This window comes from Acinetobacter sp. YH12046 (assembly GCF_013419905.1).
Classification (GTDB): domain Bacteria; phylum Pseudomonadota; class Gammaproteobacteria; order Pseudomonadales; family Moraxellaceae; genus Acinetobacter.
The window spans coordinates 56,319-82,502 of the sequence record NZ_VOZF01000010.1 but is presented as its reverse complement, the minus strand read 5'-3'; the positions used below and the strand labels follow the sequence as shown (position 1 = coordinate 82,502).

Below are 26,184 nucleotides of genomic sequence, written 5' to 3'. Positions count from 1 at the left end.
ATCGGCTAAATGAGAGATAGATAATGAAAACCAGATTGATGCTTTTGACCGCAGCTATTGCACTTAGTGGCTGTAATAATGCAATGGATAGTATGCCTGATCCAAGCCCTGAACAGGAAAAGGCTGCGCAAGTAGCTTATGAAGATCTGCGTGATGGAAAATATGACGAGTTTTTAGCTCAGCTTGAACCGAAGTTACAGGCAGAGTTTCAAAATAATGAAAAAATCATGAAGCGTTTTTCACGTTCAATTCCGCAAGGTGAATATAAGTCCAAGACTATCATGAGAAAGAACTTCGAGGAAAATAACGGTAAACCGAGTGAATACAAGGTCAGCTATGAAATTGTCTATCCAAAAAATCTGGTTCAGTATGATGTGAGTTTTGACCAGCCGAATGGCAGTACTAAAATCCGCAACTTTAATATTCAGGTATTTGGTGAATAATTTTCAATGCGAATAGCCTGAGTAAATCCAGATTTAAGAACGTGGGCGTAGCCGATAATAGCCTAAGACCATACAGATGATGCCGATCACCAATAGATAAGCAAGCTTTCCTAGAATCATATAAGTGGGCACACCCATCTGATTGAGTTGAATAAACATCTGCACGATTTGGGTCGAAGGTAAGGCTTGCCCAATAAGTTGGACCCAGACTGGCATGGCAGCATGCGGCCAGGCGACTCCTGAAAGCATAAAGAGCGGAATCGAAGTAAAAACAATGATATGGCCGGCGCGTTCTGGCATGTCCAGAAAACTGGCGAACAGCACTGTGATACCGATCATGCAGAATACAAAGACAGGTACAGCAAGCAGCATGCCCCAGAAATTTCCACCACGGGGATAATCAAAATACCAGAAAGTAAAACCAAACAGGTAATAACAGCCCAGACAGCCAATGGTCAGAATCGCCAAACTGATGCCACTTAAGGTGGTCAGATTAATCACCTGTCTACTTTCTCGATACAACGCAATTAACATACTCAGGCCTAGAAAAATAGTCTGATGAATAATCAATGGCGCAACAGCCGGAAACACATAGCTGCCATAGCCAGAAAGCGTATTAAATAATGGAATCTGGTGAATGGATAGGGCAGGAGAGAAGTGTGAAATCTCGCTAAAGCGTTCAGCATATTCACTTAAGGTATTTTCTACTGAAGAGACCAAGCCTAAACCAATCTGTTTGGTAATTAAAAAGTTAGCAGCACTTAAGTACAGTCCAATCCCGCCATTTTCACCATGCAGGATAGATTGAGAAAGATTATCTGGTAATAATAAAATCCCGTCAGCTTTTTGAGTTTCCACCCAATATTTAGCTTCAGCAAAATTTCCAGTCACCGCCTTAATCTCTATATTCGGGCTTTGGCTGACATGACTGATAATAGTATTGGTTAAAGCACTTTGCTCTTCATCGACAATAATAATCGGCAAGGCTTCTGCCTGTTCTGCCTTATATGCGGTCGGATAAAAAAAACTGTAAAACAGAACCGATAAAATCAGCGTGGTAAAAATACTGGTATTGCTAATAATGTCTTTAAAAGTTTGGCAATAAGCTTTCCAGAGTGATTTCATGGTGACACTCCTTTGGCTGTTTTTTTGAGAAAGACATAGGCCAGCACAGCATAAAGCACGACATAAATGACGAGCACGAACATCGGTTGCAGTGAAAGAGAGAGCGGACTGCCAATCACCCATTGCTCCGTCTGTAATTTGGCATAGGGTGTATAGGGAATAATATTGGCCCAGAACTGGGTGAATAGTGGGGCATTATTAAGGGGCAAAGTCACCCCAGCAAAACTGAGCGATGAACCACCATAAACTGCTAGTAGACCAAAAGATTTGGTCAGGTCTTGAGTGGCCAGAACCACCGCACTACTGATAAAGGCATAGGCACTATAGAACAGTATTTGCGCCAGAAGAATTGGCCATAATGACCCGGCAATAAACCAGCCGCGAATTTCGACCAGCCAAAACATCCAAGCCCAGGTCCAGCAACAAAATATTGCTACATAAACCAGATTTTTAGACAGCAGTGCCGACCACAAGTTTTGTTGGGCAATCCAATGACTAACAGTATGTCGTTTAATTTCCTGACCCACAGCAAAAGCCACACAGCAACATAACAGCAAGTGCAAAATTGCCGGCACCATGTAAGGTTCCAGATAAAATTCATAATTCAGCTGCGGATTATACAGTGGGGAAATTTTAATATTCGGTGTAGGTGCTTCCAGATAGGGGAGCGTGTTGCCCAGATACTGCTTGCCGGTAAATTCAGCCAGAGCCTGCAAGGTGCTAAGTAGCATAGCCGAAGAAATGGTATTCCCGATACTAAAATAACTCTGATTAAAAGCAATACTAATTTCAGCATCCTGAGCTTTGACCAGTCGTTGCTCGGCTCCGGCAGGAATATGAATATAGCCCCAGATTTTATTTTCGTTTAATAGCTTTTCGATTTCGACCGTTTGATCAGAAATGGTATGCACTTGTAGGGTATGATTCAAAGATAAATGATCATAAATCTTGCTGCTCAGGCTACTTTGATCCTGATCAATAATGGCGACTGGTAGATGATCCGGTTTGCCTTTGGCAAACATGCTGCCAAGTAAAATCAGAATACAGGCTGGGGCGAGCAGAACCAGAGTCAGATCACATTTCTCTCTGCATAAATAGCGTATTTCACGCTGAATACCCGCCCAGAATCCAGAAGCCATTTATTTTGGCTCTTTCAATTTAAACAGCACGCTCATGCCGACTTTTAACTCAGGCATTTCAGTGACTGGCACAAGATGAACTTTAAAACTGCGGACATCATAACCACCGGTTTGGCGCGTGGTTTTAATGGTGGCAAATTCACCTTCAGCACTAATATTTTTTACTTTAAAAGTAGCTGATTGATTCAGTGCCGGAATAAACCCTTCAAGCTGTTGCTGTTTACCTAAAGCGGCATATTGGTCTTCACGAATATTCAGGCTAATCCAGCGTTCTGCCGAGATCAGGCTGACCACTGGCACTGCGGTTGCCACCAGCTCAGTGGCATTTCCATAGGTTTTGGAGACGGTACCATCAATCGGTGCCAATAATTCAGTTTCTGCTTCTAGTGCATTGGCTTCGGCGACTGCTGCACGGGCTATATCGACCTGAGCATCTGCAGAACTTTTCTGTTCTGGTGTACTGCCGCGTTTAGCCCGGGCATATTGCTGATAAGCAGCTTCGGTCATTTGGGATGCAGATTGTGAAGCTGCAAACAGTTCATCTCGGCGCTGGCGGGAAATGACACCCTCCTTAAACAGGTTAGCTCCACGTTGATAGGAAGTTTTAGCGAGTTGCTCCTGTGCTTTTAGTGACTGCCAGTTGGCATACAGAGAAGCGATATTTTCTTCCTGAGAACCACGTTCTGCGGTGGACTGAAGTGCTAATGCAGACTGTAAAGTAGCTAAGGCCTGCTGCTTTTTCGCCTCAATTTCAGGACTATGCAATTTTACCAGCGCCTGGCCTTTCTTGACGTTATCGCCTTCCTGTACATAAATCTTTTCAATCCGGCTTGGAACTTTGGTGGCCACTTGAACGGTTTCTGCCTCAACCCGGCCTTGTAGCTCGATTTCTTTGGGTTGATAGGTTTTCCATAGGCCAAACCCAATCAAAGCAAGAATCACTGGAATTAAAGCTAAAAGCAGATATTTTTTGCGCGATTTTTTTTCTGTGCTTTCAGGATTATCTGGCTCTGATTCACTGTAATTGATTTCTGAAGCCGTTTCATCAACAGGATGTTCTGGCTTTTGCTCATCTGTCATGTCTGGCTCCATTAACGAATATAGTGGGTATTGGCATGTTGCATGTAATTTGGAAATTCAACAATTGAGCCATGGCTCTGTAATAAGGTCGCGAGAGATATTACATATTTATAAGCGTTTAATGCCATTTCTGCCTTTAAACTGCTGAGCATGTTTTGGGCATCGATGACCTGAGTGGCTGTCCCGACTTCTTCCTTAAAGGATAACTCCTGAATACGTAGGTTTTCCTGAGCTGCTTTCAGGTTCTGCTGAAGTAGAGCATCACTTTGTTGGGCGCTGACTGCTTCACTAAATGATTTATAAATCAGGTTTTCAATCTCCTGCTGGGTACGCGCCGTCATGAGTTCAGCGGCATAGCGTTTCAGCTCTGCAGCCTGAATATTTTTATTTTTATCAATGCCTGAGAACAGGTTATAACGTGCTGCAACCCCCACAATCCAGTTTTGATGTTGATCCAGGCTATATTCACCAAACGCAAAAACATTTGGCTTTTTAGCGGCCTGCTGGGCTTTGACATTGGCTTTGGCCAGTTCGGTATCCATCTGCATTTTTTTGATCAGGGGAGAGTTCTGACTAAAACTGCTGAGCAGAATATTCACATTTTGTGGTTCAGCACGATTCACAAACAAAGGTGTGCTTAGCTCGGTGATATTGCTATCCAGCAACAGATTATTTAGCTGAAATAGGGCAGCATTCAGATTGGCTTGGGTATTTTGTTGTGCGCGTTCAGCATTATTGCGTGCCACTTCGAACTGCATGCGTTGACCTTTACTGATAAAACCCTGCTGTTCCAGCTTCAGAGCATTACGATAATGTTGTTGCATGGCATTTGAATTAAAAAGTGCCGCATCCAGTAACTGTTTTTGTAGCTGCACATTGAAGTAGGACTGAATTAGTTCAAAACGCTGCGTATCCTGTTGCTGCTGATTACTAAGTTCGCTACGTCCTGACTGAATATTGGCAATTTCTTTGGCGCTACGGGTGAGGCCTCCGGTATATAGTGGCATCATCACGGAAACAGTGGGACGAATCACCTGATCTTCAAGGACTACATTAGACGTATCCGGAATCAGACCAACTCCGCTATGAATAGTATTGTTAAGTCCTTCACGCAGTGGATCAGTAATACCTGCAGGTAGATCCACACCATTACTGGCTTCCCACTCATTAAGCCGGCCATTCACGCCTTGAGAGAGTGAATTTTCCAGATTATTTTTAAACTGCTTTAATGGAATATCGACTTCACTATGAAAGGCATAGGCACGAACATTCAGGTCAACACGAGGTAGGCCAATACCTTTGACAGCTTCTGCTTCAAGTTTTGACGCTTGCTCCAGACTTTGAAAAGCCTGGCTACTATAGGAACGTTGCAACAATTGTTGTTCTGCATCCTTAAAGCTGATGCTTTGTGCATAAGCAAAACTGCCATACATCATAGATGCAAGCACAGTCAGACCCCAGCAGACACATTGTTTATTTTTCTTCATATTCATAAAGTGGTAATGTAAAAGTCACATTAATTCAGTCTAAGCTGCATTATAAATCAAGTGCTTGCAGTGCAGGAATGGGTTAAGTTGTAGTATTGTTGTAATTTGAAACAATTCACTTCTCAAGTTTCAAGCTGATAGTTCTATGTCACTCTAAAACTTGAGCCGAGTTTAAATTCATTTTTCAATTATTTTATATTAGCGGCCGATTCAACATCTTCTAAGCATTGGATGAGATTGAATATTTTTAGCTGTACAATTTCTCATAAATGAAATCACCGAGTTAGAACAAAAAAATCAAAGATATTCAAATTATCCCCCGAATCTAGATTGGTTTTTTGACTCTATCTTCATTCTTGGATAGAAATAATTTTGTGCAAGCGACGTCCAGATATGGTTAAATGCCATCATTTTATTGTGTTTCACTCTGAAAGGAAAAATCATGCGCGCGTACAACTTCTGTGCTGGTCCTGCTGCATTACCTACTGCCGTACTTGAAAAGGCTCAAGCTGAAATGCTTGACTGGCAGGGCAAAGGTCTTTCGATCATGGAAATGAGCCACCGTAGTGCAGACTATGTTGCAGTTGCGGAAAAGGCAGAAGCAGACCTTCGCAAACTCATGAATATTCCTGAGAACTATAAAGTACTGTTCTTGCAGGGTGGTGCATCTTTGCAATTCTCGGCAATTCCATTGAACTTGCTGGGTAAAAACAACAAAGCTGACTATATCCGTACCGGTATCTGGTCTGAAAAAGCATTGAAAGAAGCTAAACGCTATGGCGATATCAATGTGGTTGAAGCAGGCATTAAAACTGAAGATGGTAAATTAGCGATTGCTGATCAAAGCACATGGAATCTTTCTGATGATGCCGCTTATGTGCATTATGCAGATAACGAAACTATTGGCGGTCTGCAATTTGCCCATGTGCCAGAAACTGATAAGCCACTCGTATGTGATTTCTCTTCAAGCATTCTGTCGGCACCGATTGATGTTTCTAAATTCGGCCTGATCTATGCCGGTGCGCAAAAGAATATTGGCCCTGCAGGTTTAACACTGGTTATTATCCGTGAAGATCTGCTTGATCAGGCTAAACCTGAAATTCCAAGCATCCTGAAATATGCAGATCAAGCGAAAAATGGTTCGATGGTCAACACACCATCAACTTATGCGTGGTATTTATCTGGTCTGGTATTTGAATGGTTACTGGAACAGGGCGGTGTAGACGCGATTCATAAAGTGAACCTGCAAAAAGCTGAATTGCTTTATGGCTATATCGATTCTAGCGACTTCTATGCAAATCCGATTGCCAAAGAAAACCGTTCAATCATGAACGTTCCATTTACCTTGGCAAATCCTGAACTTGAAAAACAGTTCCTGCAAGAAGCAAAAGAAAACCATTTGCTTAACCTTGCCGGCCACCGTTCAGTAGGCGGTATGCGTGCCAGTATTTACAATGCCGTACCGTTAGAAGGTGTACAGGCATTGGTAAACTTCATGGATGACTTTGCTAAACGCAATGCTTAATTCCTGAGAATTAAAAAACCCGGCAATTGGCCGGGTTTTTTTATCATTTAATTCGGGTTAAAAAACAAAGTTATGTAAGATATAGCCGCAAATGAGCATACCCAATACGAAAAATAGGCATGACATCATATCAAGCTGATAACGCGAGCCAAGATGATGCTCAACCTGCTGTAAATTTTCTTCTTGAACGATTTTCATAGATATTTATTATCCGATCTATTTATCGTAAATGATTATTTGTTGATCGTATTTTTACCATAAAAAATTGATTAAATAAAGTACATTCTTAACTAAACTTCATAAAGTATTAATTTTATTTAAATAACTGGCCTCAATATATTCATAAAAATAGAACTATTATATTAAGTCATTATTTTTATAATGTTTTTAATATGATTATTCAGTTTAAGATAACATTGAAAATGAATTTATTTGAATTTAAATCTGTGGATAAATCTATTTTTAATAAATTCAAAATCCATTAATTCTGATTTCAATTGTGGATAAAAAATAATCAGAATTGAGAGAATATCGCACTAAAATAAATAAAAAACAGGAGACCCATATAAAAATATGAGCCTCCGATCTGGATATTCAGCTTAAGCTGCTTTTCGATAGATATTGGCCTGAATCCACAGATTGCCCCGAATATATTGACCAATCTGGAAATCTTTATGCTTGTCATTGCGGGTGGCTACACGGATCAAGGTAGCCGGCTGGCCTTCATCATGAATCAGGGTAACATCATAGAGCATGTAGTCCTGATCCATAAATTGCATTGAAGTTTTACCGACAATATTGCCCTGGAACCAGGCTTCATCTTCCTGACCCATGGTCTCACCATAGAGATAAGCGACCATTTTGGAGAAATCAACCGTTACCGGTTCTTTGTCTTCTTCAGATTTCGGCTCCCAAGCATCGATCTGTTCCTGTAAATTATCCGGTGCAACACCATTATTTTCCGCAAGAATTGCATTCAGGGCACGGTGATGTTTGATAGAGGCAGGATCATCCACGACTAAATGTTCATGATCAGTCACCACTTCCAGTTCATAAGCCCAGGCATTTAAGTTGACGATATAAGACTGGTCTTTTTCATAATGCGACCGGTTGACGCTGTACAGCGTATCAAAGGCATAGATGATATTGTTGGCACCCAGATTGAGACGCAACACAGCTTGGGTGTCGGATTTACAAGAAATAATCCGGTCAATCGTGGCTTTTACCTGGTAGGGACTGTCAAAGCCTGGGAATGCAGTTTTCACAGCCTGCGGCTTGTTATTTTCTACGGCAATCACTTGGCTTAACTGTACCGCAGCTTTGCTCGGTCCCTGAATCAGCCAGGTGGTTTCATCCATATCGCATTCTTGTGTACACAAGCCCATCGGCATTACAGGTGCATCAAGGGCTTTGCCTAACCATTGAGGAACATCTGTGCCTGGGTTTTCAGTAAGCAAGGTCCAATGTTCGACATGACTACCGAAATTTTGATCATCAATAGTGATGATCTCTGGGCTATTCTGTTTTTTCATATGCACAATTGATCTTGGATGACTTATTTATAGTTAATCGAGGGTCATTACGATTTTTCAAGTCACTCGAATGAATTTAAAAATTAAAATGCAAATCATGTGAAGTCAAATATTTTTCTAGTTGTGAGTGGCTGACTCATTTAATACGGTTGAGTTGAGTATTTAAATACCAGGATATTCAGAGAAAGAGCAGTTTTAGGCATCAACCTGCATCCTCTGATTTGCTACACTAGTCCAAATTTCTCCCTTATGGAAAGCTGTGTGTTGCCATTCAAACTTTGGGTCGATGCAGATGCATTACCTCGTATTCTGAAAGATGTAATTATTCGTGCCTCCGATCGTTATCAGCTTGAAGTCACTTTTGTGGCTAATCAGCCGGTAGGAATTACACCCTCAATTCGCATCAATTCTATTCAGGTCATGAGCGGGGCAGATGCAGCAGATCAGGAAATTGTTGACCGTATGAAAGAGCATGACATTGTGGTGACGCAGGATATTCCTTTGGCTGCTCAAGTCATCGAGAAGGGTGGTATCGCGATTCACCCGCGTGGCGAAATCTATACAGTGGCTAACGTCAAAGCACGTCTACATTTACGTGATTTTATGGATACCTTGCGGGGGGCTGGTGTACAAACCGGTGGCCCACCGCCGATTTCTGAACGTGATAAACGTGAATTTTCCAGCTCTCTAGATCAAACCATTCAAAAACAGAAACGTAAAACTGCGATTAAATAAAAAACGAGATCAAGTATGCCCCCAAAAAGTAACCTGATGTTGACCTATGCCTTGCTGGTTTTCATCTGGTCCACCACACCGCTCGCGATTGTCTGGAGTGTGGAAGATTTGCATCCGATGTGGGCATTGGCGATCCGGTTTTTTCTAGCACTTCCTTTGGCCTTAGGATTATTGTGGTTATTTAAAACCAGATTACCGCTTGATCGTGTTTCCCTGCATAGTTACTTGGCGGGTGCATGCAGTTTTATCGGCTCGCAAATTTTTACTTATTGGTCTACGGATTATTTAAGTTCCGGTATCATTGCCTTAATGTTCGGCTTGGCACCCCTAATTTCAGGTCTGATTGGGCGTTTTGTCTTTCAGATGCAACTTTCGCTAAATCAATGGCTGGGAATGGGAATCGCTTTAATCGGACTTTCGGTGATCTGTCTAGGTGATGCAGATCAGCATATACAGCCAATTGGAATCGTGATCGCTCTGGTTGGTGTATTAGTTTATTGCGTATCTATGTTCTGGGTGAAGAAAATCAATGCACCAATTGATCCTATGGCACAGGCGGCCGGTTCGATTGGTTTGTCAGTCGTTTTTTCTCTGGGTATGTTGCCATTTATCTGGCAATACGCACCCACTGCTATGCCGCATGCCAAGTCCTTATTTGGTCTGGTATATGCGGTAATTATGGCATCACTGATTGCGATGTTCTGTTATTTCAAACTGGTACAGAAGATTAAGCCGACGACTCTATCTTTAACCACCGTTCTGACACCGATGCTGGCCTTGCTGGTAGGTGTATTATTGAATAATGAAAAATTGCCGCTCATTGCTTTGGTGGGTGTAGTAATCTTATTGTTTGGCTTAGTGGTTTATTTCGCTAAAGAAATTAAGGCGAGCTATAAAGCCCGCCTTTAATAAAAAGATAGATACCAGTCTTAAGCAAAGCTGGCTTTCACACATTCGCCCAGTTTGACGCGATCCTGAGGATGCAGGGTAATGAAATAAGCACCCGTACGATATTTCCCGTTTTCTTCTGCACGACTGTAGGCCACCTGAGCGGTTGCCGCGATGTGGAAGAAGTTTTCCGGGTGACTTAAAGTCACATGCAGATAGGTTCCTTCACTAATCGGCTGATCACTAAAGAAGCTAAAACCAGTCTCTGAAAAGTTCACATGTTCCGGTACAGGTAACATGCTTTGTACAATTGCGTCATACAAAGAACCGGTAATAAGGTTTAATTTTTGGTTGAATAAGGATAAGATTCGAGCAATTTGTTGATCTTTTTCAGATAATTGTTCTAATTCGTAGTTAACAGCATGATCAAATTGATCTAGCTCTGCAAGTAGTAGAAAATAGCGGGGCAATACGAAATTAGCATCGTAAGGATCATTCAAGGCAACATCATCGGAAATAATCTGATAATTGATTCGTAAAGCAGCATCGATTCGAGACAGGACTCGTCTTTCAGTGAATCCGTTTGGATGCTGTACATTTTCCATAATTTATTACCTCGGACTAGATGGTTATGTTCAAACCAATCTCGCTGTATATAGGGTTGAAATATACTCGCGCACGGCGTAGTAACCACTTCATTTCTTTTATCGCATTGGTCTCAATGATCGGTCTCACGCTCGGTGTAGCAGTCCTCATTACAGTTTTGTCTGTCATGAATGGTTTTGACCGAGAGTTGAAAAATCGCGTCTTGGGGATGGTTCCTCAAGCCACTGTTTCTTCGACGCAAATTCTAACAAATTGGCCTGAACTTGCAAAGCAGATTGAGCGGCATGAACACGTTCAAGGTGTGGCTCCTTTTACCCAGTTACAGGGGATGCTCACGGCTCAAGGGCAAGTTGCCGGAATTATGGTCAGCGGAATTGAACCAAAGTATGAGAAGAAAGTTTCGATCATCCAGAACCATATGGTCGAGGGTAGTATTGATAACCTGAAAAAAGGTGAATTTGGGATTGTTTTAGGCAAACAGATGGCAGATGCCATGGGCGTAGGCTTGAACGATAATATTACCTTGGTTCTACCTGAAGCGACGCCTTCACCAGCGGGTGTTGTGCCACGTTTTAAACGCTTTAAAGTGGTTGGGATCTTCAGCATTGGTGCAGAAGTTGATTCGATGATGGGTTATATTGCCTTGAACGATGCTTCAACCTTGTTACGTCTGCCAGATGGTGCACAAGGCGTACGTATGAAGCTGGATGACATTTTCGCAGCGCCTCAGGTTTCTCAGGAAATTGTGCGTGATTTACCGGGTAACTTCTATGCCTCTGACTGGACTTATACCCACGGTAATCTGTTCAGCGCAATTCAGATGGAAAAAGCAATGGTCAGCTTATTATTATTCCTGATTGTCCTGGTCGCAGCATTTAATATCGTGTCTTCACTGGTAATGGTGGTCACAGATAAAAAATCCGACATCGCAATTTTACGTACTTTGGGTGCTTCACCTGCCACGATTACCCGAATCTTTATGGTTCAAGGTACTGTGATCGGCGTAATCGGAACTTGTGCGGGTGCCATTCTCGGGATTATTGCCGCCACCAGTATTAGTAGTTTTATTGGCTGGTTAAACAATTCACTTGGCCTGAATATGTTTGATGCTTACTTCATCAACTATTTACCTTCTTATCTGCGCTGGCAGGATGTGGTCGTGATTGTAGTTCTGTCACTTGCCTTAAGTTTCCTAGCCACTATTTATCCAGCATTCCGTGCTGCTAAAATTCAACCGGCGGAGGCATTGCGTTATGAGTAATCTGGTTCTGGATGCCCAAAATATCGAGAAATCTTTTACAGATGGAAAATCTACGGTTGATGTGATCAAAGGGATTTCATTGCAGGTAAAGGCCGGGGAATTTGTTTCTATTGTCGGTTCAAGTGGTTCCGGTAAAAGTACCTTGTTGCATATTCTGGGAGGATTGGATCGTCCTTCTGCCGGACAAGTGATGGTCAATGGCCGCCGTTTTGACAATTTATCTGAAGCAGAACGCGGCTATGTCCGTAATGAAAATTTGGGCTTTGTATATCAATTCCACCATTTATTGCCAGAGTTTACTGCACTAGAAAATGTCGCGATGCCTTTAATGCTTCGTAAAAACGTCAAGTTTAAAGAGGCTAAACAGCAGGCAGAATACTTGCTGGAGCGTGTTGGATTAACCCATCGTTTAACCCATCAACCGGGCGAACTTTCAGGGGGCGAGCGTCAGCGTGTAGCACTGGCTCGTGCCGTGGTGACCAAGCCGAAGTTAATGATGGCAGATGAGCCAACAGGTAACTTGGACCGTAAAACAGCCGATAAAATCTTTGAGTTGCTGACTGAATTACGTAGTGAATTCAATATGGCCATGTTAATTGTGACCCATGATGAACAATTGGCACATTCGGCAGACCGGATTCTACATATGCGTGATGGTCTATGGATGAATGACTAATTACAGAAATAATCTTCTTTAATTGAAGCTCACTTCGGTGGGCTTTATTATTGCCTGAAAATAATAATAAAAAAGAAAATCTTCATGTTGCAATGGTTGTGTCTGGGCTGGATTTTAGGCCTTGCCAGTATGGGAAAATCTTTTCTGAATATTGAGTTGAATTCAATCTCAGTGATATTTCTTGCTGTGCTCTTTTATTTCTGTAGTTCCAAGCTCAATACTGTTCTGAAAAAGCCCTTACATAAAGGATTGCTGGTAAGTACCTGTATTCTACTCGGGACATTTTTGGGATATGGTTATGCCAATCAACAGCTCAGCCAACGGCTATTGAATGTCGAGCATGAAGTACTGCAGAAAGACATTATCGTTTATGTCAAACGCTTGAATAAACTCGGTGAACAATCCATCCAGCAGCCTTTGGAAGTATTAAACCTCGATGGACGCACCGTAACCTGGATGGGTTTTCTACCTAAAACCTCATCGAATACTTCACAACTATCAGCGAATCATGAAAATAATGCACTTGAACTGGGGCATTATTACCGGCTGCAAGGGCAGGTACGTCCTAATCACAGTTATGCAACGCCCGGTGCTTTTGATGCTGAAAAATGGGCACTGCAACAGAATATGATGGCAGGTTTCCGGATCAAACAGATAGAGCAACTTGATTCAGCTACTGTTTCTACACTGGGGTATAGTCAGTTTATTCGAGAGCAAAGAGCTTTAACTCAGCAATTTCTACTTTGGGTAGAGAAGAAGCGGCTGCAATTAAGAGAGTTCATAGCACGACAACCTGTACAAAATAAAGGTTTGCTTCTGGCTTTGCTCACCGGAGATGAAAGCCTTTTAAATCCTGCAACTGAACAGCAATTTCGACGTATGGGTATGAGTCACTTACTGGCGATTTCCGGACCACATGTGCTGATCTTTGCCCTGATGGTCTGTACTATGCTTCGGCTACTTGTCGCACGAAGTATGCCTCAGCTTTATCTAAGATGGCCACGCCAGTATTTTCTGGCTTTACCTTTTCTGTTTTGTGTGGTGCTGTACTGTGCCTTTGTGGGTTTTGAAATCCCGGCAATCCGCACTCTGCTGATCTGTATGATTGGTGTCATCCTCATGCTGCTTCGACAAAATCTGCAGGCTTTAAAACTTCTGATTCTGAGCGCCGCCTTACTGTTATTCATTGATCCCTTTAGTATCTTGTCCGCGGCTTTCTGGCTATCCTATGGGGCCTGTTTTGTATTGCTCAGAATTTATCAGACCATTCAACAGCGACCATCCGAGCAAAATCAGACAGCAATACAAAAACTGTATTTTGCAGCTAAAGTGCTAGTGGAATCACAGTGGAAAATCTTTCTCGCTTTATTTCCTTTAATGATGCTGTTTTTTAAGCAGATTGCCTGGATCACACCGTTCAGCAATTTGGTCGCAATTCCCTGGATCGGTCTTTTGATTGTACCGATCGATATTCTGGCAGCAATTCTCTTTTTTATCGCTGAACCGGTCTCAAGCATGCTATTTCAGCTTAATGATCTGTTGCTGAATATCCTGTTGGGCTTCTTAAATCTGCTGGATCACTGGTTTAAACCGCAGTTAATTCCAGTTGCAATGAATCACTGGATGATTGGGCTATGTATTCTGTCTTTGCTGATTTTATTCTTACCACGAGGCGTATTACCAAAATCCTGGATAGCTGTCGCGGCGGTACCAGTTTGTGTTCCTCAATTTAATCATCCGCCATTTCAGCTTTCGGTGCTGGACGTCGGGCAAGGGCAGGCGATATTCTTTCGTTATGGAACTCATAACATGATGATCGATATGGGCGGTTATTATGATGAGGAAAAATTTAGTATTGGGAAGCAGGTAATCATGCCATTTCTGTCGGTACAAGGTGTTTCTCAACTGGAGCAGGTGATTTTAACGCATCTGGATCAGGACCATAGTGGTGCTTATCACAGCATTAAAGACCAGCTCAAGATTAAGAATATCTATGCCAATGAAGTGACCGAAACTGCAGCCTCTTCAAACTTTCAATTATGTTATCAGGGACAGCGGTGGCAATGGCAGAATGATGTGCAGATTAAGGTCATTGCACCAAAACTAGAACAATTAAATACTGCTAATTTCAATAAAAATGACCTGTCTTGTGTAGTGTATTTGCAGCTCAAAGATGTCTGGCCTTATCAGAATTTTCTGCTGATGGGAGATGCAGGTTGGCAGACTGAATATCAGTTACTCAAAGACTACCCCGATTTAAAAGTGGATGTCTTGGTCTTAGGCCATCATGGCAGTCAGCACAGTTCAGCTTATCAATTCTTGCAGCACTATCGTCCTAAACTGGCGATTGCGTCTGCTGGAAAATTTAATCGTTACGGGCATCCAAGTCAGTTGACTCAACAGCGTCTCAAAGAATTGGATATTCCTCTATTGACTACAGCAGAGCATGGCAGCCTGCATTTTCATCAGCAAGGAACTCAAATCATTCTAGAAACTGAAAGAAGTCGCTGGAAATGGTTACAAAAACAAAATCTAACTGACTGATTCTAGAGATGGTTCAACAGCAGCCAGATTAGAAGTTTTTAACTGGTTCACTTTGGACAAAGCTTGGTTATGATCAAGCTTATAAATATTTCCCAGATCTTCGTGAGCTCTAAAGCGTTTATAGCTCCAGTGATAATGTTCAGGATGACGCTGAATCAGGTTTTCAATCGTGTTGATGATGATGCCTGTACCTTGATTAGCATTTCCCTGATAAATTTTTTCATCTATGGCCTCGATATGAATATCAAAGCCAGCATCCTCATTACGCAGGGCATAAAGGAACAGGGCACGAGCTTTAGTTTTCTGGATCAGCTTGGCACTCAGATTGCTGGTAGCTAGAGGAACACCAAAGTAAGGAATATATTCACCGCCAACGTTGGGTGTATGATCCGGCAGAATGACAGTGGTGCCACCTTGCTTCAAGGCTTTGAAAATCTGTCGTACACCAGACTCATCTGTCGGCACCAGATTGGCCTGTTCGCGACTACGAGCTGCACGTACAAACTGATCCGCTGCCTGATTTTTTACAGGCTTATACATGATGGTCATTGAAGTGAATTGCGCAACATAGGCATTCATGATTTCCCAAGTGCCAAAGTGCGGCACAATTAGTACCAGACCTTTATTTTGTGCCAAGGCATCATGCAGTAAATCTTCGCCTATAACCTTATGCACTCTCTCAATATTTTTCTGATTACTCGAACCCCAAATACTGAAAAATTCGAAATAAGACATCAGTTCATTGCGAATCGCGGCACGGGTAATCCGTTCTCTTTCCTGTGTCGACAGTTCAGACAAACTGATCTCAAGGTTCAGGCGAATTACATCAGAAGTTTTAGAAACTTTAAAAATATTAACGATTAAGGCAAGAATACGCGCAATCCATCGGGAAACTGAAAGCGGTTGGCGGCTAATATATTTGAGTAAACCGTAAGCTGAATTCTTTGAGCTGCGTTCAGTCATTGAGTTGTAATATTGATAAAATAAAAAAGAATAGCACTTATTATAGGCGAAAACGGTTTCTTTAGACAGAATTACCCTTTTCGGTGTATATAATGGGTTCAATATAAATTAATTTATTGGATTATTTATGTCCGATTGGCCACCAAAACCTGAAAATCAAATACAAAATACGCAACAACCAGTTAAACCGACTGGCCCAGAATGGAAACTGCTGGAAAAAGCAGTTTTAGCTTCAGTAGAAGAGCAACGACGGGCACGTCGCTGGGGGATCTTCTTTAAATTTCTAACCTTTGCTTATCTGCTGGTTGTCATTCTTGCGCTGGGTAAAGGCTGTAGCATGAGTGCTTCTGATCCAAGTGCAGGCGCAGGTGCACACATTGCTGTGGTTGATATTATTGGCACGATTGCCGCAGACAAGCAAAGCGTAAATAGTAGCAATACCATCAAATCACTCAAAAAAGCCTTTGAAAACAAGCAAAGTAAGGCTGTTGTTTTAAATATTAATTCACCGGGTGGTTCACCAGTCCAGTCAGATGAAATCTGGCAGGAAATCCAGTATCTGAAAAAACAGCATCCTGAGAAAAAACTCTATGCCGTGATTGGTGATACCGGAGCTTCTGGTGCTTACTATATTGCATCCGCTGCAGATGAAATCATTGTCAATCCATCGAGTCTGGTCGGTTCAATTGGTGTGATCATGCCGAACTATGGTGTGAATAACCTGCTGCAAAAACTTGGAGTTGAAGACCGCACCATGACTTCAGGTGAAAATAAAGCTTTGCTGTCCATGACACAGCCGGTTGATCCTGCGCAAAAAGCGCATGTACAAGGTGTGCTGGATAATGTGCATGGTCACTTTATTAATGCTGTAAAGCAGGGACGTGGAGCTAAATTAAAATCGACTGATCCTGCTATTTTCTCAGGTCTGTTCTGGACCGGTGAACAGGCGGTGAAATTGGGTATTGCAGACCGTATTGGCAGTTTAAATACTTTGAAGCGTGAACTAAAAACTGAAAAAGCACTGAACTACACTATTGAATATAGTCCATTTGAGTCAGTACTGGGTCGTATGGGTTCATCGATTGGTGAAGGAATTGCAACTTCAGTGGCACAGAAACTTCAGTCAGAAAATAAAACGACCTTACAATGAAACCATTGATTCATTTTGCGCACGCCAATGGCGTGCCATCTAAAGTCTATCAAAAGCTGTTTGAAGGACTACAAGATGATTACGATATTATCTATGTGCCGTTATTAGGGCCTGATAAGCGTTATCCGATTGATAATCACTGGAAAAGTCTGACTCAGCAGGTGATTGACAGTATTGTGCGCCAATCTCATGGACGTCCGGTAATTGGTTTGGGGCATTCATTAGGTTCAGTCCTGAGTTTTCAGGCCTCCTTACAGCGTCCGGAACTTTTTTCGCAAATGATTATGCTTGATCCGCCGATGATCATGGGCAAAGAAGCCTTTGCGTTGCATATTGCAAAAACTTTTCGCTTAAAAGCACTGGACCAGATGTCACCTGCAGGTTTGTCGAAACGCCGTCGTGATCATTGGGAGTCTCGGGAACAGGCAGCTGAACTGCTACGACCGAAAGGCTTTTATCAGGATTTTGATGCAGATTGCTTCCAGGCTTATATTGACTATGCCTTAAAGGATGATCCGGTTCGAGGTGGAGTTGAACTCACCATTCCTAAAATGGATGAAGTGAATATCTTTAGAACCAATCCATCGCTATGGTGGTTACCTCAGGCAAAACCAAAAGTACCAGTACATCTGGTGGTTGCCAAGAAAGGTCCATTTTTGGCGCGCAGATTTCCGCAGCAAGTGCAAAAGAAATTTGGCATTCCATTTACAGTAGTAGATGGTGGGCATATGTTCCCATTAGAGCAGCCTGAGCAAGTAGCGAGTCTGGTCAAACAACTGATTCAGCAACTGTCTGCTTAAAGTTCACCTCATCTAAAGAAATAAAAAAACGCATCCGAGGATGCGTTTTTTATATTTGGACTTTTAGAATTTGCAGAATTGAACAGGTTCTTGCATTTTTGCATTACGATACAACACACCTTGTTCAGTATGCTGAATTGTCCCATTACAGATCCATTCTACCACTTGTGGGTAAATCAGATGTTCCAGTACATGTACCCGCTGAGCTAAAGTGTGAGCCGTATCTTGATGCGATACTTTTAACACACCCTGTGCTAAGGCTTGGCCGGCATCCAGTTCAGGAGTGACATAATGCACTGTACAACCATGCAGAACATCACCAGTATTCAGGACACGCTGATGGGTATGCATGCCTTTGTAATGTGGCAAAAGAGAAGGGTGAATATTCAGCATTTTCCCTTCCCAGGCTTTCACAAATTTTTCACTTAAAATTCGCATAAAGCCCGCAAGTACCACTAGATCAACATCCCAGTCCAGAAGCTGCTGATGCATGACATCATCAAAAGCTTCCCGGCTTGGATACTGCTTATGTTCAATGACTGCAGTCGGAATTCCTGCTTTATGAGCGCGCTCTAAAGCAAATGCTTCAGGCTTGTTGGAAAGCACCCCGACAATTTCTCCTGACAGATTGGCATCAATCAGGGCTTGCAGGTTCGATCCACTGCCTGAAACAAGTACAGCAATTTTAATCATGCGAAATTACGCGAAGATCACACGGATTTTTTCGTCAGCGCCTTCTACAGACTCGGCATTATCTGCAATATGACCCATGGTCCATGCTTTCTCGCCCAAACCGTTGACTAGCTCAACAGTTTTGTCTGCTTCTGCTGCATCAACAACAAGAACCATACCTACGCCACAGTTAAAGGTACGATACATTTCAAACTGCTCTACACCACCTTCACGTTGAAGAAGTTTGAACAGCTCAGGCCATTCCCAAGAAGATTCATCTACGACTGCTTGAGCACCGTTTGGTAATACGCGAGGCAGGTTGCCTGGTAAACCGCCACCCGTGATGTGTGCCATCGCATGTACATCAACCTGTTTTAGCAGTTCAAGAATAGATTTCACATAAATGCGTGTTGGTTCCATTGCAACATCTGCAAGTGGACGACCATCAACGATTTGATTCAGGTCAACATTTTTAACTTCAAGAATTTTACGAAGCAACGAATAACCGTTTGAGTGTGCACCAGAAGATGCAACACCAATGAGTACATCACCCGCTTTTACTTTAGAGCCATCAATAATTTTGCTTTGCTCAACTACACCGACACAGAAGCCTGCAAGATCGTAATCTTCACCTTCGTACATGCCTGGCATTTCAGCAGTTTCACCACCAACCAGTGCACAGCCTGCAAGTTCACAGCCAGCACCGATTCCTGTTACAACATTTGCAGCCACGTCCACATTTAGGTGACCAGTCGCATAATAGTCCAGGAAGAACAGTGGTTCAGCACCACAAACGAGAAGGTCGTTCACACACATTGCAACCAGATCTTGACCAATGGTGTCATGACGGTTCAAATTCAGTGCCAGACGTAATTTTGTACCAACACCATCTGTGCCTGATACGAGAACAGGTTCTTCATAACCTTTAGGGATCTTACAAAGGGCGCCGAAACCGCCTAATCCGCCCATTACTTCAGGACGTTTAGTACGCTTAGCGACGGACTTGATTCGGTCGACTAACGCGTCTCCCGCTTCAATATCGACACCTGCATCTTTGTAGCTTAAACCAGTGTTTGGGGTAGAAGTTGAGTTGCTCATAATGAAGTCTCCGCATTCGCGCGGGGGATTATAACCTGAATATGCAAAACTCTTATGGTATTTATGCCCTAAAATGCTATCTTTATTAAAATATTTTACTTTTTATAACGATTAATAGAGAGAAGGCGAAACTTTATGGTAGATCGCACATTGCGTCGCGTGTTTATCCTAGCTGGGATAGCTTTGTTGTTGTGGATTCTATATTTACTAAAACCCGTTGTAATTCCATTTGTTGCAGCGTTTTTAATGGCTTATCTGTTCAGCCCGCTGGTAGATAAACTGCACGATATCGGTCTGCCGCGTTGGCTCTCTATTAGTATCGTTTTTACTGGAATCGGGATCGTTATGATCCTGGCGATCTGGTATCTGGTGCCGTTGATCTGGCAGCAGCTGATTTATGCGCGTGACAATATACCTGCGGTCATTGGCTGGATTAATTCAACCTTTTTGCCATGGTTGTCGAATACCTTCAATGTCGTTGAAATGGAAATTGATACCACACAGATTTCTGATGTGGTCATGGACTATGTGCAAACCAATTATAGTGCTGACAGTATTCAGGCCTTCCTGCTACGCCTTGCACAATCTGGAATTAACTTCTTGCAGATTGGCGGTACGATTGTCCTGATTCCAATTATTGCATTCTATTTCCTGCTGGATTGGGATCGTATGCTGGAAAGCTTGCGTCGCCTGATTCCACGCCCTTATGAAGAAAGCACCTTAAGAATTGTAGGTGAATGCCACAGTGTGCTGGGCGCCTTTGTCAAAGGACAGTTTCTGGTGATGATTCTGCTGGGAATTGTTTATGCAGTGGGCTTACAACTGATTGGTCTTGAAGTCGGTTTGATTATCGGTATGGTGGCAGGCCTGGCCAGTATTATTCCTTATCTGGGATTTGCGGTCGGGATCATTGCAGCTGTCATTGCGACCTTCCTGCAATTCGGGATTGACTGGTGGCAACTGGTTCTGGTTGGTGTGGTCTTTATGGTCGGTCAGGCGGTAGAAGGTTATGTACTGCAACCATTCCTGCTTGGCGATAAAATTGGCTTATCACCAGTAGCAGTTGTATTTGCGGTACTGGCGGGTGCTCAACTGGCGGGTTTCATGGGAATGCTAATTGCATTGCCGGTTGCAGCCGTCATTGTGGTTCTATTGCGACATGCACGTGAATATTACGAACATACACACTTTTATGGAAATCAGGCAGTCGTCATGAATGATCCGGCTACAGGTTCCATAAGCGTAGAAACTTCAGACTTAGATGTTGATATTGAAATGAAAAAGTCAGAAGCAAAACCACTGCAAGAGGGAAAGAAATCAAGTAAGATGGATGTACCTCTTCATAAAGACTCATAAGGCCATCAGAATCATATGCGTCAATTGCAGCTAGATATAGAACCTCAACTCGATGCTCGAATTAGTGATTTTTCGGGCCCGGGATGGGGTCATGTAATTGACGCAGTCCGACAGCTGCATGCAGGCCTAATCAGCCGCTTTTATGTGTATGGCGGAGCTGGAACAGGGAAAAGTCACTTACTCTCTGCCATTTGTGATTCTTATCTGGAAATCGGTAAGACTGCTATACAGGTGTCTTTGCTGGAGCTTCTGGATGCGCCTACTGAAGCCATTACTTCGCTGGACCGGTTTGACCTGATCGCACTGGATGATATTGAAGCCATTAGTGGGGTTCCACACTGGCAACGCGCCGTTTTTCACTTGATTAATTATAATGATGAAGGCGGTGGTCAGCTGGTATTTTCTTCCCGTTTTGCACCCATTGAGTTAAAGCTTGAATTGCCCGATTTGCAGTCCCGACTCACGCAGGCAGTCAGTGTCCGTGTCCCAAATGGCAGTCTTTATGCGGACCGATTTACCTTGGTATCCTCGGTATTGGACCGACGCGGTATTCATCTTGATCCACAGATTTTTGATTATTTGCTAAATCACGGACCACATCAAACTTCCGTGCTTCTACAAACATTAGAACAGATTATTCAATTACTTAAAGGCGAAAAGCTGAAGGTCAGCAATGCTAACCTGCGGCAGATTTATGCATTAATTGATGAATATCGTTAAATTATAAAACATCTTGAGTAATTACTCAGTCTATGCGAAAGTAAGGCAAAATAATTCGCTGTTGCAAGGAAGATGCAACTTTAGAAGAAAAAGAAAGAAATAAAAAATTAAGGAGAAGGGTATGCTCAAGAAGAGCATAGGCATGGCTTTGCTATGTATGGCGGGGCAGGCATATAGTGCAGAAATTATTGTAACTACCACAGAAGATATTGAAAAAGATGACAAGGAATGTTCACTTCGAGAAGCTGTTGAATATGTGAATCGTGGCCTGGCTAAAGAAGGTTATATGGGCTGTGGTGGCGAAAATGCTATTGGCACCATTATCTTAAAAGAAAAAACGACCTATGTACTGAATAAGCATATCCCGATCAAGAAATCAGTAACGATTAAATCTATCGCAGAAGTAGATGGTGAATTTAGTAGTACCGATAAGGTAATGGGGTTATATAACGCTCATATTCAAATGAAAGGGACAGATAATCTCTTCCGTATTAGCAATGATGAAGAGCTGATTCAAGTCAATTTAAAAGAACTCGACCTTGAAGGTTGCGGTAAAAGCAGCTGTGCCGAACAAGGTGGCCTAATTCATAATAAAGGTAAATTGGTGATTGATTACAGCCGCTTATACAAGGGAGCTGCGAGTCAAGGTGGTGCCATTTATAATGTGGGGAAATTTGGCCAGAATCTGATTGCTTTTGCCGAAATAAAAACCAGCCTGATTGAAAATAATCAGGCGCAACAGGGTGGCATACTCTATAGCCAGCTTCCATACTTTCTGGTTTATCAAAGCGTTTTAAAGAATAACCAGACGCTGAATAATAATGCTACCAATATTTATACAGCGGGCCAAGTCGATAATCCTGCCGATATTCAATCCATTAATGCTGAAGTCCTAAGCAGTACCCTGTTAAAAAATAAGGGAGCACTGATCAATGTGATTGATGGAGTGGGAATCAATAACCTGACAATAGTGGACAATACAGGTACAGCACTACGTATTAGTGCCCCGAATGGTAAAGCCTATGTGGCGAACAGTATTATTTTAAGAAATGGTACGCAGGATTGTCAGATTGAAACTACGGATAAAAGTACGATTCACAATAACCTGGTAACAGCATCTTGTGGTACAGGTGATGCTGCGTATCCAAACCAGATCTGGACAGGTACTCGCTTGTTTGCAGAGGCTTCAGATCAAAGTGAAGGTATCTGTCTAAATTTAAAACAAAATAGCGATGCTATTCTATGTCCTTATAGCGTTCCTAAAGATCAGTTCTTGGGCTATCTACGTCCTCGTATCCTGTTGAATTATAATCAGGTTAGTGATTCACCGATTGTAAATAGAGGGACTAGCTACAATAGCAGCAATCCTTCAGTCAGCTGTGAGGCGTCAGACCAACGCGGTGTAGACCGTTTACTAGATAACTTATTTTGTGACCGTGGTGCGATTGAAATTACAGTTCCAACATCTACCAATCTGGTTGGACAGGATCTTCTAAAAGGAGAGACTGCAAAGTTTTCAATTGAATCTGCTTTAGGAGATAGTGATTTAATTCCTAAAGAGCAATGCAATAACATTATTGGAGAGAATCCAAAGGGTGAGCCTTGGCAAGATGGCTGCTTACAGGTTATCCAAACCAAAACTGTTTCCAAGGGCAAAACAGTCATTGATATTGATGGGAATGTTGTTTATACCCCAGATTCACAATGGCATGGTGCTGACATTTTTGAAATTCAGGTAGTTACTTCATCTACACGATTTAATAAGTCCAAACCTTATCTGGTTTTAAGTACCCAGATTGTACAGGAACCTAAAAATGAAATGAAAGACAAGTCTGTGAAAACCTCTGGTGGGGCATGGGGAATCGCTGGCTTAATGGGCTTGATAGGGTTGATCGGCCTACGTCGCAGATTAAAAGATTAAGGAAAAATCATGAAAAATTATAAAAAAGGACTGTTTACAGCCATGATTTTATCTGCCATGAGTTTAATGGCAGCCGAAGATAAAACCATATATGTCACTACATTTGCTGACGAGGACGGGGAAAATACCAGTGCCTGTTCCTTGCGTGAAGCCATTAAGACAGCCAAGCTGGATAAATCCTATGGAGGATGCAATGTTGGCCGTACATTGCGTAATGATGGTTCCGCTCCAGATGTCATCCAACTCGAAGCTGGGGAATACAAACTCAATAGTGAAATTATTGTTGAATCCCATGTCAATATTTTGGGAAAATCACCCTTCAATTATACTCAAAGAAGCCCTATTACCTTTTTATATCCAACACGTGAGGCTTTAACAACCACCATTTCAGGCCAAGGGAAAACTCGCTTATTTAATACGGTCGCTAGCCAAGCCAGCATGGTGGTAAATGGTGTCATCCTGAAAGATGGTTATGCTGCAAAAACCAGTCTGGATAAAGGTAATGGTGGAACATTTTATGTCGCCGGTCCTCTAAGCCTCGTGAATAGTGAAATTGTAAATTCACGAGCGGCTGCAGAAGGGGGAGCAATTTATGCAGTAGCGATGAATAATGAAAAAGTTATCAGGATTCAGGATTCCTTAATTCATCAGAATAAAGCAGCTACATATGGCAGTGTCTTGGCTATGGATTGTGTGGGGAATTTGGGCAGTACAGAGACCAAGCTAGAAATTAGCGCAAGCAGCATTGTCAAAAATGGTTCTACTGATACGGCCAGTATTCTGGACTTCTGTGGTTATGCCAAAGCTGATATTAGTAACTCTACGATTGCAAAAAATACGACCAGTACTACAGGTCATATTTTCCGAATGGCCAATGAAATCAGCCGTCCATTAAGTTCTTACTTCACTTTTAGTGCTATTAATAACACGATTGTCGAAAATACTGCTCGCTCTACCATCTTTTATGACAATACTGGTAATTCGAGTCTGGCTTATAACGTGTTGGCCTTTAACCAGGGCTTGTCTTGTGAATATGCCTTGAATGGTGGGAATCCAAGTAAAGAACAAGGTGTAGATTTATTTACTGCTTATAATGCGATTCATACAAGTGGTTCCTCACGCTGTATATTACCTGAACTGGCAGAAAACAGTGTTTCAACGAATATTGATGTATCCAGTAATCAGATCACAGATCTATTAACTGCTTATATCGAACCTTCTGTAAATAACCGTTATTTAGGGATGTATTATCCTATTGATCGACAATCGAATACGGATCTGGTCAATATCGGTACAGAAAGTTGTGAAGAAACTGATCAGCGTGGAATTGAGCGGTTGACTAAGGCAACCTTATTATTTAATCCGGACGCAAAAAATTCCTGTGAAATTGGGTCGGTAGAAATCCGGCGCTTAACTGCAGCAGATATTTCTGGCCTAAAAAATAGTTCTTTAACAGAGTTGCTGGATTATTATCAGGAAAATATTGATGATATTAATTCTATTCTGGCCGATAAGAATACAAAACCTGAGGAAATACAGGGCTTAAAGGAAGAGCTAAAAGAATATGAGGATCTTTTAAAATATACCAAGCAATACCAGAAATATCGTGCCATATACGTTAATCCATTTAGTTTGGTCATGCCTCAAGAAACTTTAAATAATACTCAAGTACAAGCTAAAGCATTAAATTCACAAAATTATGAAATTACAGTGCAATCTTTAGGTGTAGGGTCTTTATCTGGATCAGGCAGTTCATTAATTGTTCAAGGTGCGCCGAATGACCCAAATTTAAAATGTGAATGGAAGCCTGACTTAAACCGTATCATGATGTATCGTACTGATGGCAAAGTAACCAGTCTCTCGGATACGGAGTATTGCCGTTATACAATTAAAGACAAGCAGACAGGTGCCAGCAGTACAGGTATTTTGCAGGGCGCATTTGTAAATATTAAACCGATTGTAAAAAATGATGAATATAGAATTAGCGCAGAGAACAATCTGACCGTAACTGTGAATCCATTAGAGAATGACAGCGATGATGGTGATGGTCCACGGATGAATGGCAAGGCTGCTTTCTATCGTGATAAAGATGGTCGTGAGATTCCAATTCGCATTGTCAAGCTTCCTGCCGGAGTAAACCTTTCCGCAGAGCGAGAAGGACCATGCCCAGGAAATTTTGCAGGTGAAACCTGCTATGGTGGAAAATTAACCTTTAGTGTGAAAAATACTTTTAGTCAGTCAGATTATGATATGCAGTATCATGTTTTTGATGCAGATGAGTTGATGTCAGATACAGCTAGAATTAACTTAAAAAATACGGCTAAAAATACCAATACATCATCAAGTGGTGGTGGTCCATTTGGAATTTGGGGATTGTTCGGATTATTAGGTCTGGCAGGATATCGCCAAATTAGAAAATAATTGCAGCATGAAAAAAGCCTCCAGATGGAGGCTTTTTTATTT

General features: G+C 42.1%; 23 protein-coding genes. 13 read left to right on the top strand and 10 right to left on the bottom strand.

The features are described 5' to 3' along the window. Window positions 1-23: 23 nt before the first annotated feature. Complete coding sequence (locus tag FTU03_RS08115; RefSeq protein WP_125278447.1) at window positions 24-443, top strand: DUF3887 domain-containing protein; 420 nt, start codon at window positions 24-26, stop codon at window positions 441-443. Between the two features lie 33 nt (window positions 444-476). Here FTU03_RS08115 and FTU03_RS08110 read toward each other — a convergent pair whose 3' ends face one another. From FTU03_RS08110 to FTU03_RS08095, 4 genes are read right to left on the bottom strand one after another with little or no spacing between them, the layout of a single operon-like run. Then, window positions 477-1,568, bottom strand: coding sequence for an ABC transporter permease (locus FTU03_RS08110; RefSeq protein ID WP_179992662.1), 1,092 nt, complete (start codon window positions 1,566-1,568; stop codon window positions 477-479). Beyond that, complete coding sequence (locus FTU03_RS08105; protein WP_125278445.1) at window positions 1,565-2,707, bottom strand: ABC transporter permease; 1,143 nt, start codon at window positions 2,705-2,707, stop codon at window positions 1,565-1,567. Before FTU03_RS08105 ends, FTU03_RS08110 begins: the two co-directional genes overlap by 4 nt. Then, window positions 2,708-3,787 (bottom strand): HlyD family secretion protein, encoded by a 1,080-nt coding sequence (locus tag FTU03_RS08100; RefSeq protein ID WP_179992663.1) that lies wholly within the window; start codon window positions 3,785-3,787, stop codon window positions 2,708-2,710. Between the two features lie 11 nt (window positions 3,788-3,798). Beyond that, on the bottom strand, window positions 3,799-5,280 hold the full coding sequence (locus FTU03_RS08095) for a TolC family protein (protein WP_179992664.1): 1,482 nt from the start codon (window positions 5,278-5,280) through the stop codon (window positions 3,799-3,801). Between the two features lie 436 nt (window positions 5,281-5,716). On the opposite strand from FTU03_RS08095, the gene serC reads away from it, so the two are divergent. Next, window positions 5,717-6,799, top strand: coding sequence for a 3-phosphoserine/phosphohydroxythreonine transaminase (gene serC / locus FTU03_RS08090; protein ID WP_166137710.1), 1,083 nt, complete (start codon window positions 5,717-5,719; stop codon window positions 6,797-6,799). Between the two features lie 57 nt (window positions 6,800-6,856). Here serC and FTU03_RS08085 read toward each other — a convergent pair whose 3' ends face one another. Both FTU03_RS08085 and FTU03_RS08080 read right to left on the bottom strand, forming a co-directional pair. Continuing rightward, the gene (locus tag FTU03_RS08085) at window positions 6,857-6,997 is read right to left on the bottom strand and encodes a hypothetical protein (RefSeq protein ID WP_004784652.1); all 141 of its coding nucleotides are present in this window, start codon (window positions 6,995-6,997) and stop codon (window positions 6,857-6,859) included. A gap of 401 nt (window positions 6,998-7,398) precedes the next feature. Then, the gene (locus FTU03_RS08080; RefSeq protein ID WP_159124053.1) at window positions 7,399-8,331 is read right to left on the bottom strand and encodes a hypothetical protein; all 933 of its coding nucleotides are present in this window, start codon (window positions 8,329-8,331) and stop codon (window positions 7,399-7,401) included. Between the two features lie 249 nt (window positions 8,332-8,580). Between FTU03_RS08080 and FTU03_RS08075 the strand changes: the two genes are divergently transcribed. Both FTU03_RS08075 and FTU03_RS08070 read left to right on the top strand, forming a co-directional pair. Beyond that, the gene (locus FTU03_RS08075) at window positions 8,581-9,066 is read left to right on the top strand and encodes a YaiI/YqxD family protein (RefSeq protein ID WP_159124052.1); all 486 of its coding nucleotides are present in this window, start codon (window positions 8,581-8,583) and stop codon (window positions 9,064-9,066) included. A gap of 15 nt (window positions 9,067-9,081) precedes the next feature. Next, window positions 9,082-9,975: a DMT family transporter gene (locus FTU03_RS08070; protein ID WP_159124051.1), complete on the top strand. Its 894-nt coding sequence runs from the start codon at window positions 9,082-9,084 to the stop codon at window positions 9,973-9,975. Between the two features lie 20 nt (window positions 9,976-9,995). On the opposite strand, the gene FTU03_RS08065 is transcribed toward FTU03_RS08070, so the two are convergent. After that, window positions 9,996-10,559, bottom strand: a complete 564-nt coding sequence (locus FTU03_RS08065; RefSeq protein WP_159124050.1) for a PilZ domain-containing protein — start codon at window positions 10,557-10,559, stop codon at window positions 9,996-9,998. 26 nt (window positions 10,560-10,585) lie between these two features. Here FTU03_RS08065 and FTU03_RS08060 point away from each other — a divergent pair, with 26 nt between their 5' ends. From FTU03_RS08060 to FTU03_RS08050, 3 genes are all read left to right on the top strand, one after another. Beyond that, a complete protein-coding gene (locus FTU03_RS08060) occupies window positions 10,586-11,821 on the top strand; it encodes a lipoprotein-releasing ABC transporter permease subunit (RefSeq protein ID WP_179992665.1) in 1,236 nt (411 codons plus the stop codon). After that, complete coding sequence (gene lolD / locus FTU03_RS08055) at window positions 11,814-12,497, top strand: lipoprotein-releasing ABC transporter ATP-binding protein LolD (RefSeq protein ID WP_159124049.1); 684 nt, start codon at window positions 11,814-11,816, stop codon at window positions 12,495-12,497. Before FTU03_RS08060 ends, lolD begins: the two co-directional genes overlap by 8 nt. 84 nt (window positions 12,498-12,581) lie before the next feature. After that, on the top strand, window positions 12,582-15,041 hold the full coding sequence (locus FTU03_RS08050; protein WP_159124048.1) for a DNA internalization-related competence protein ComEC/Rec2: 2,460 nt from the start codon (window positions 12,582-12,584) through the stop codon (window positions 15,039-15,041). On the opposite strand, the gene FTU03_RS08045 is transcribed toward FTU03_RS08050, so the two are convergent. Continuing rightward, a complete protein-coding gene (locus tag FTU03_RS08045) occupies window positions 15,030-16,004 on the bottom strand; it encodes a lysophospholipid acyltransferase family protein (RefSeq protein WP_179992666.1) in 975 nt (324 codons plus the stop codon). The two genes, FTU03_RS08050 and FTU03_RS08045, sit on opposite strands and share 12 nt — an antisense overlap. 127 nt (window positions 16,005-16,131) lie before the next feature. Between FTU03_RS08045 and sppA the strand changes: the two genes are divergently transcribed. Continuing rightward, window positions 16,132-17,154 (top strand): signal peptide peptidase SppA, encoded by a 1,023-nt coding sequence (gene sppA, locus FTU03_RS08040; RefSeq protein ID WP_179992667.1) that lies wholly within the window; start codon window positions 16,132-16,134, stop codon window positions 17,152-17,154. Further along, window positions 17,151-17,954 (top strand): alpha/beta fold hydrolase, encoded by an 804-nt coding sequence (locus FTU03_RS08035; RefSeq protein WP_179992668.1) that lies wholly within the window; start codon window positions 17,151-17,153, stop codon window positions 17,952-17,954. The genes sppA and FTU03_RS08035 overlap by 4 nt, the downstream gene beginning before the upstream one ends. A 63-nt stretch (window positions 17,955-18,017) precedes the next feature. Here FTU03_RS08035 and purN read toward each other — a convergent pair whose 3' ends face one another. Both purN and purM read right to left on the bottom strand, forming a co-directional pair. After that, window positions 18,018-18,647: a phosphoribosylglycinamide formyltransferase gene (gene purN, locus FTU03_RS08030; RefSeq protein WP_179992669.1), complete on the bottom strand. Its 630-nt coding sequence runs from the start codon at window positions 18,645-18,647 to the stop codon at window positions 18,018-18,020. 6 nt (window positions 18,648-18,653) lie between these two features. Beyond that, on the bottom strand, window positions 18,654-19,724 hold the full coding sequence (gene purM / locus FTU03_RS08025; RefSeq protein ID WP_179992670.1) for a phosphoribosylformylglycinamidine cyclo-ligase: 1,071 nt from the start codon (window positions 19,722-19,724) through the stop codon (window positions 18,654-18,656). Window positions 19,725-19,859: 135 nt separating this feature from the next. Here purM and cxpE point away from each other — a divergent pair, with 135 nt between their 5' ends. The 4 genes from cxpE (at window position 19,860) to FTU03_RS08005 (ending at window position 26,142) form a co-directional block, all read left to right on the top strand. Continuing rightward, window positions 19,860-21,080: a chloramphenicol efflux transporter CxpE gene (gene cxpE, locus FTU03_RS08020; RefSeq protein WP_179992671.1), complete on the top strand. Its 1,221-nt coding sequence runs from the start codon at window positions 19,860-19,862 to the stop codon at window positions 21,078-21,080. Window positions 21,081-21,095: 15 nt separating this feature from the next. Next, complete coding sequence (gene hda / locus FTU03_RS08015) at window positions 21,096-21,800, top strand: DnaA regulatory inactivator Hda (protein WP_179992672.1); 705 nt, start codon at window positions 21,096-21,098, stop codon at window positions 21,798-21,800. A gap of 121 nt (window positions 21,801-21,921) precedes the next feature. Next, a complete protein-coding gene (gene rbtA, locus FTU03_RS08010; protein WP_179992673.1) occupies window positions 21,922-23,721 on the top strand; it encodes a rhombotarget A in 1,800 nt (599 codons plus the stop codon). 9 nt (window positions 23,722-23,730) lie between these two features. Further along, the gene (locus FTU03_RS08005) at window positions 23,731-26,142 is read left to right on the top strand and encodes a CSLREA domain-containing protein (protein WP_179992674.1); all 2,412 of its coding nucleotides are present in this window, start codon (window positions 23,731-23,733) and stop codon (window positions 26,140-26,142) included. Window positions 26,143-26,184 lie beyond the last annotated feature (42 nt).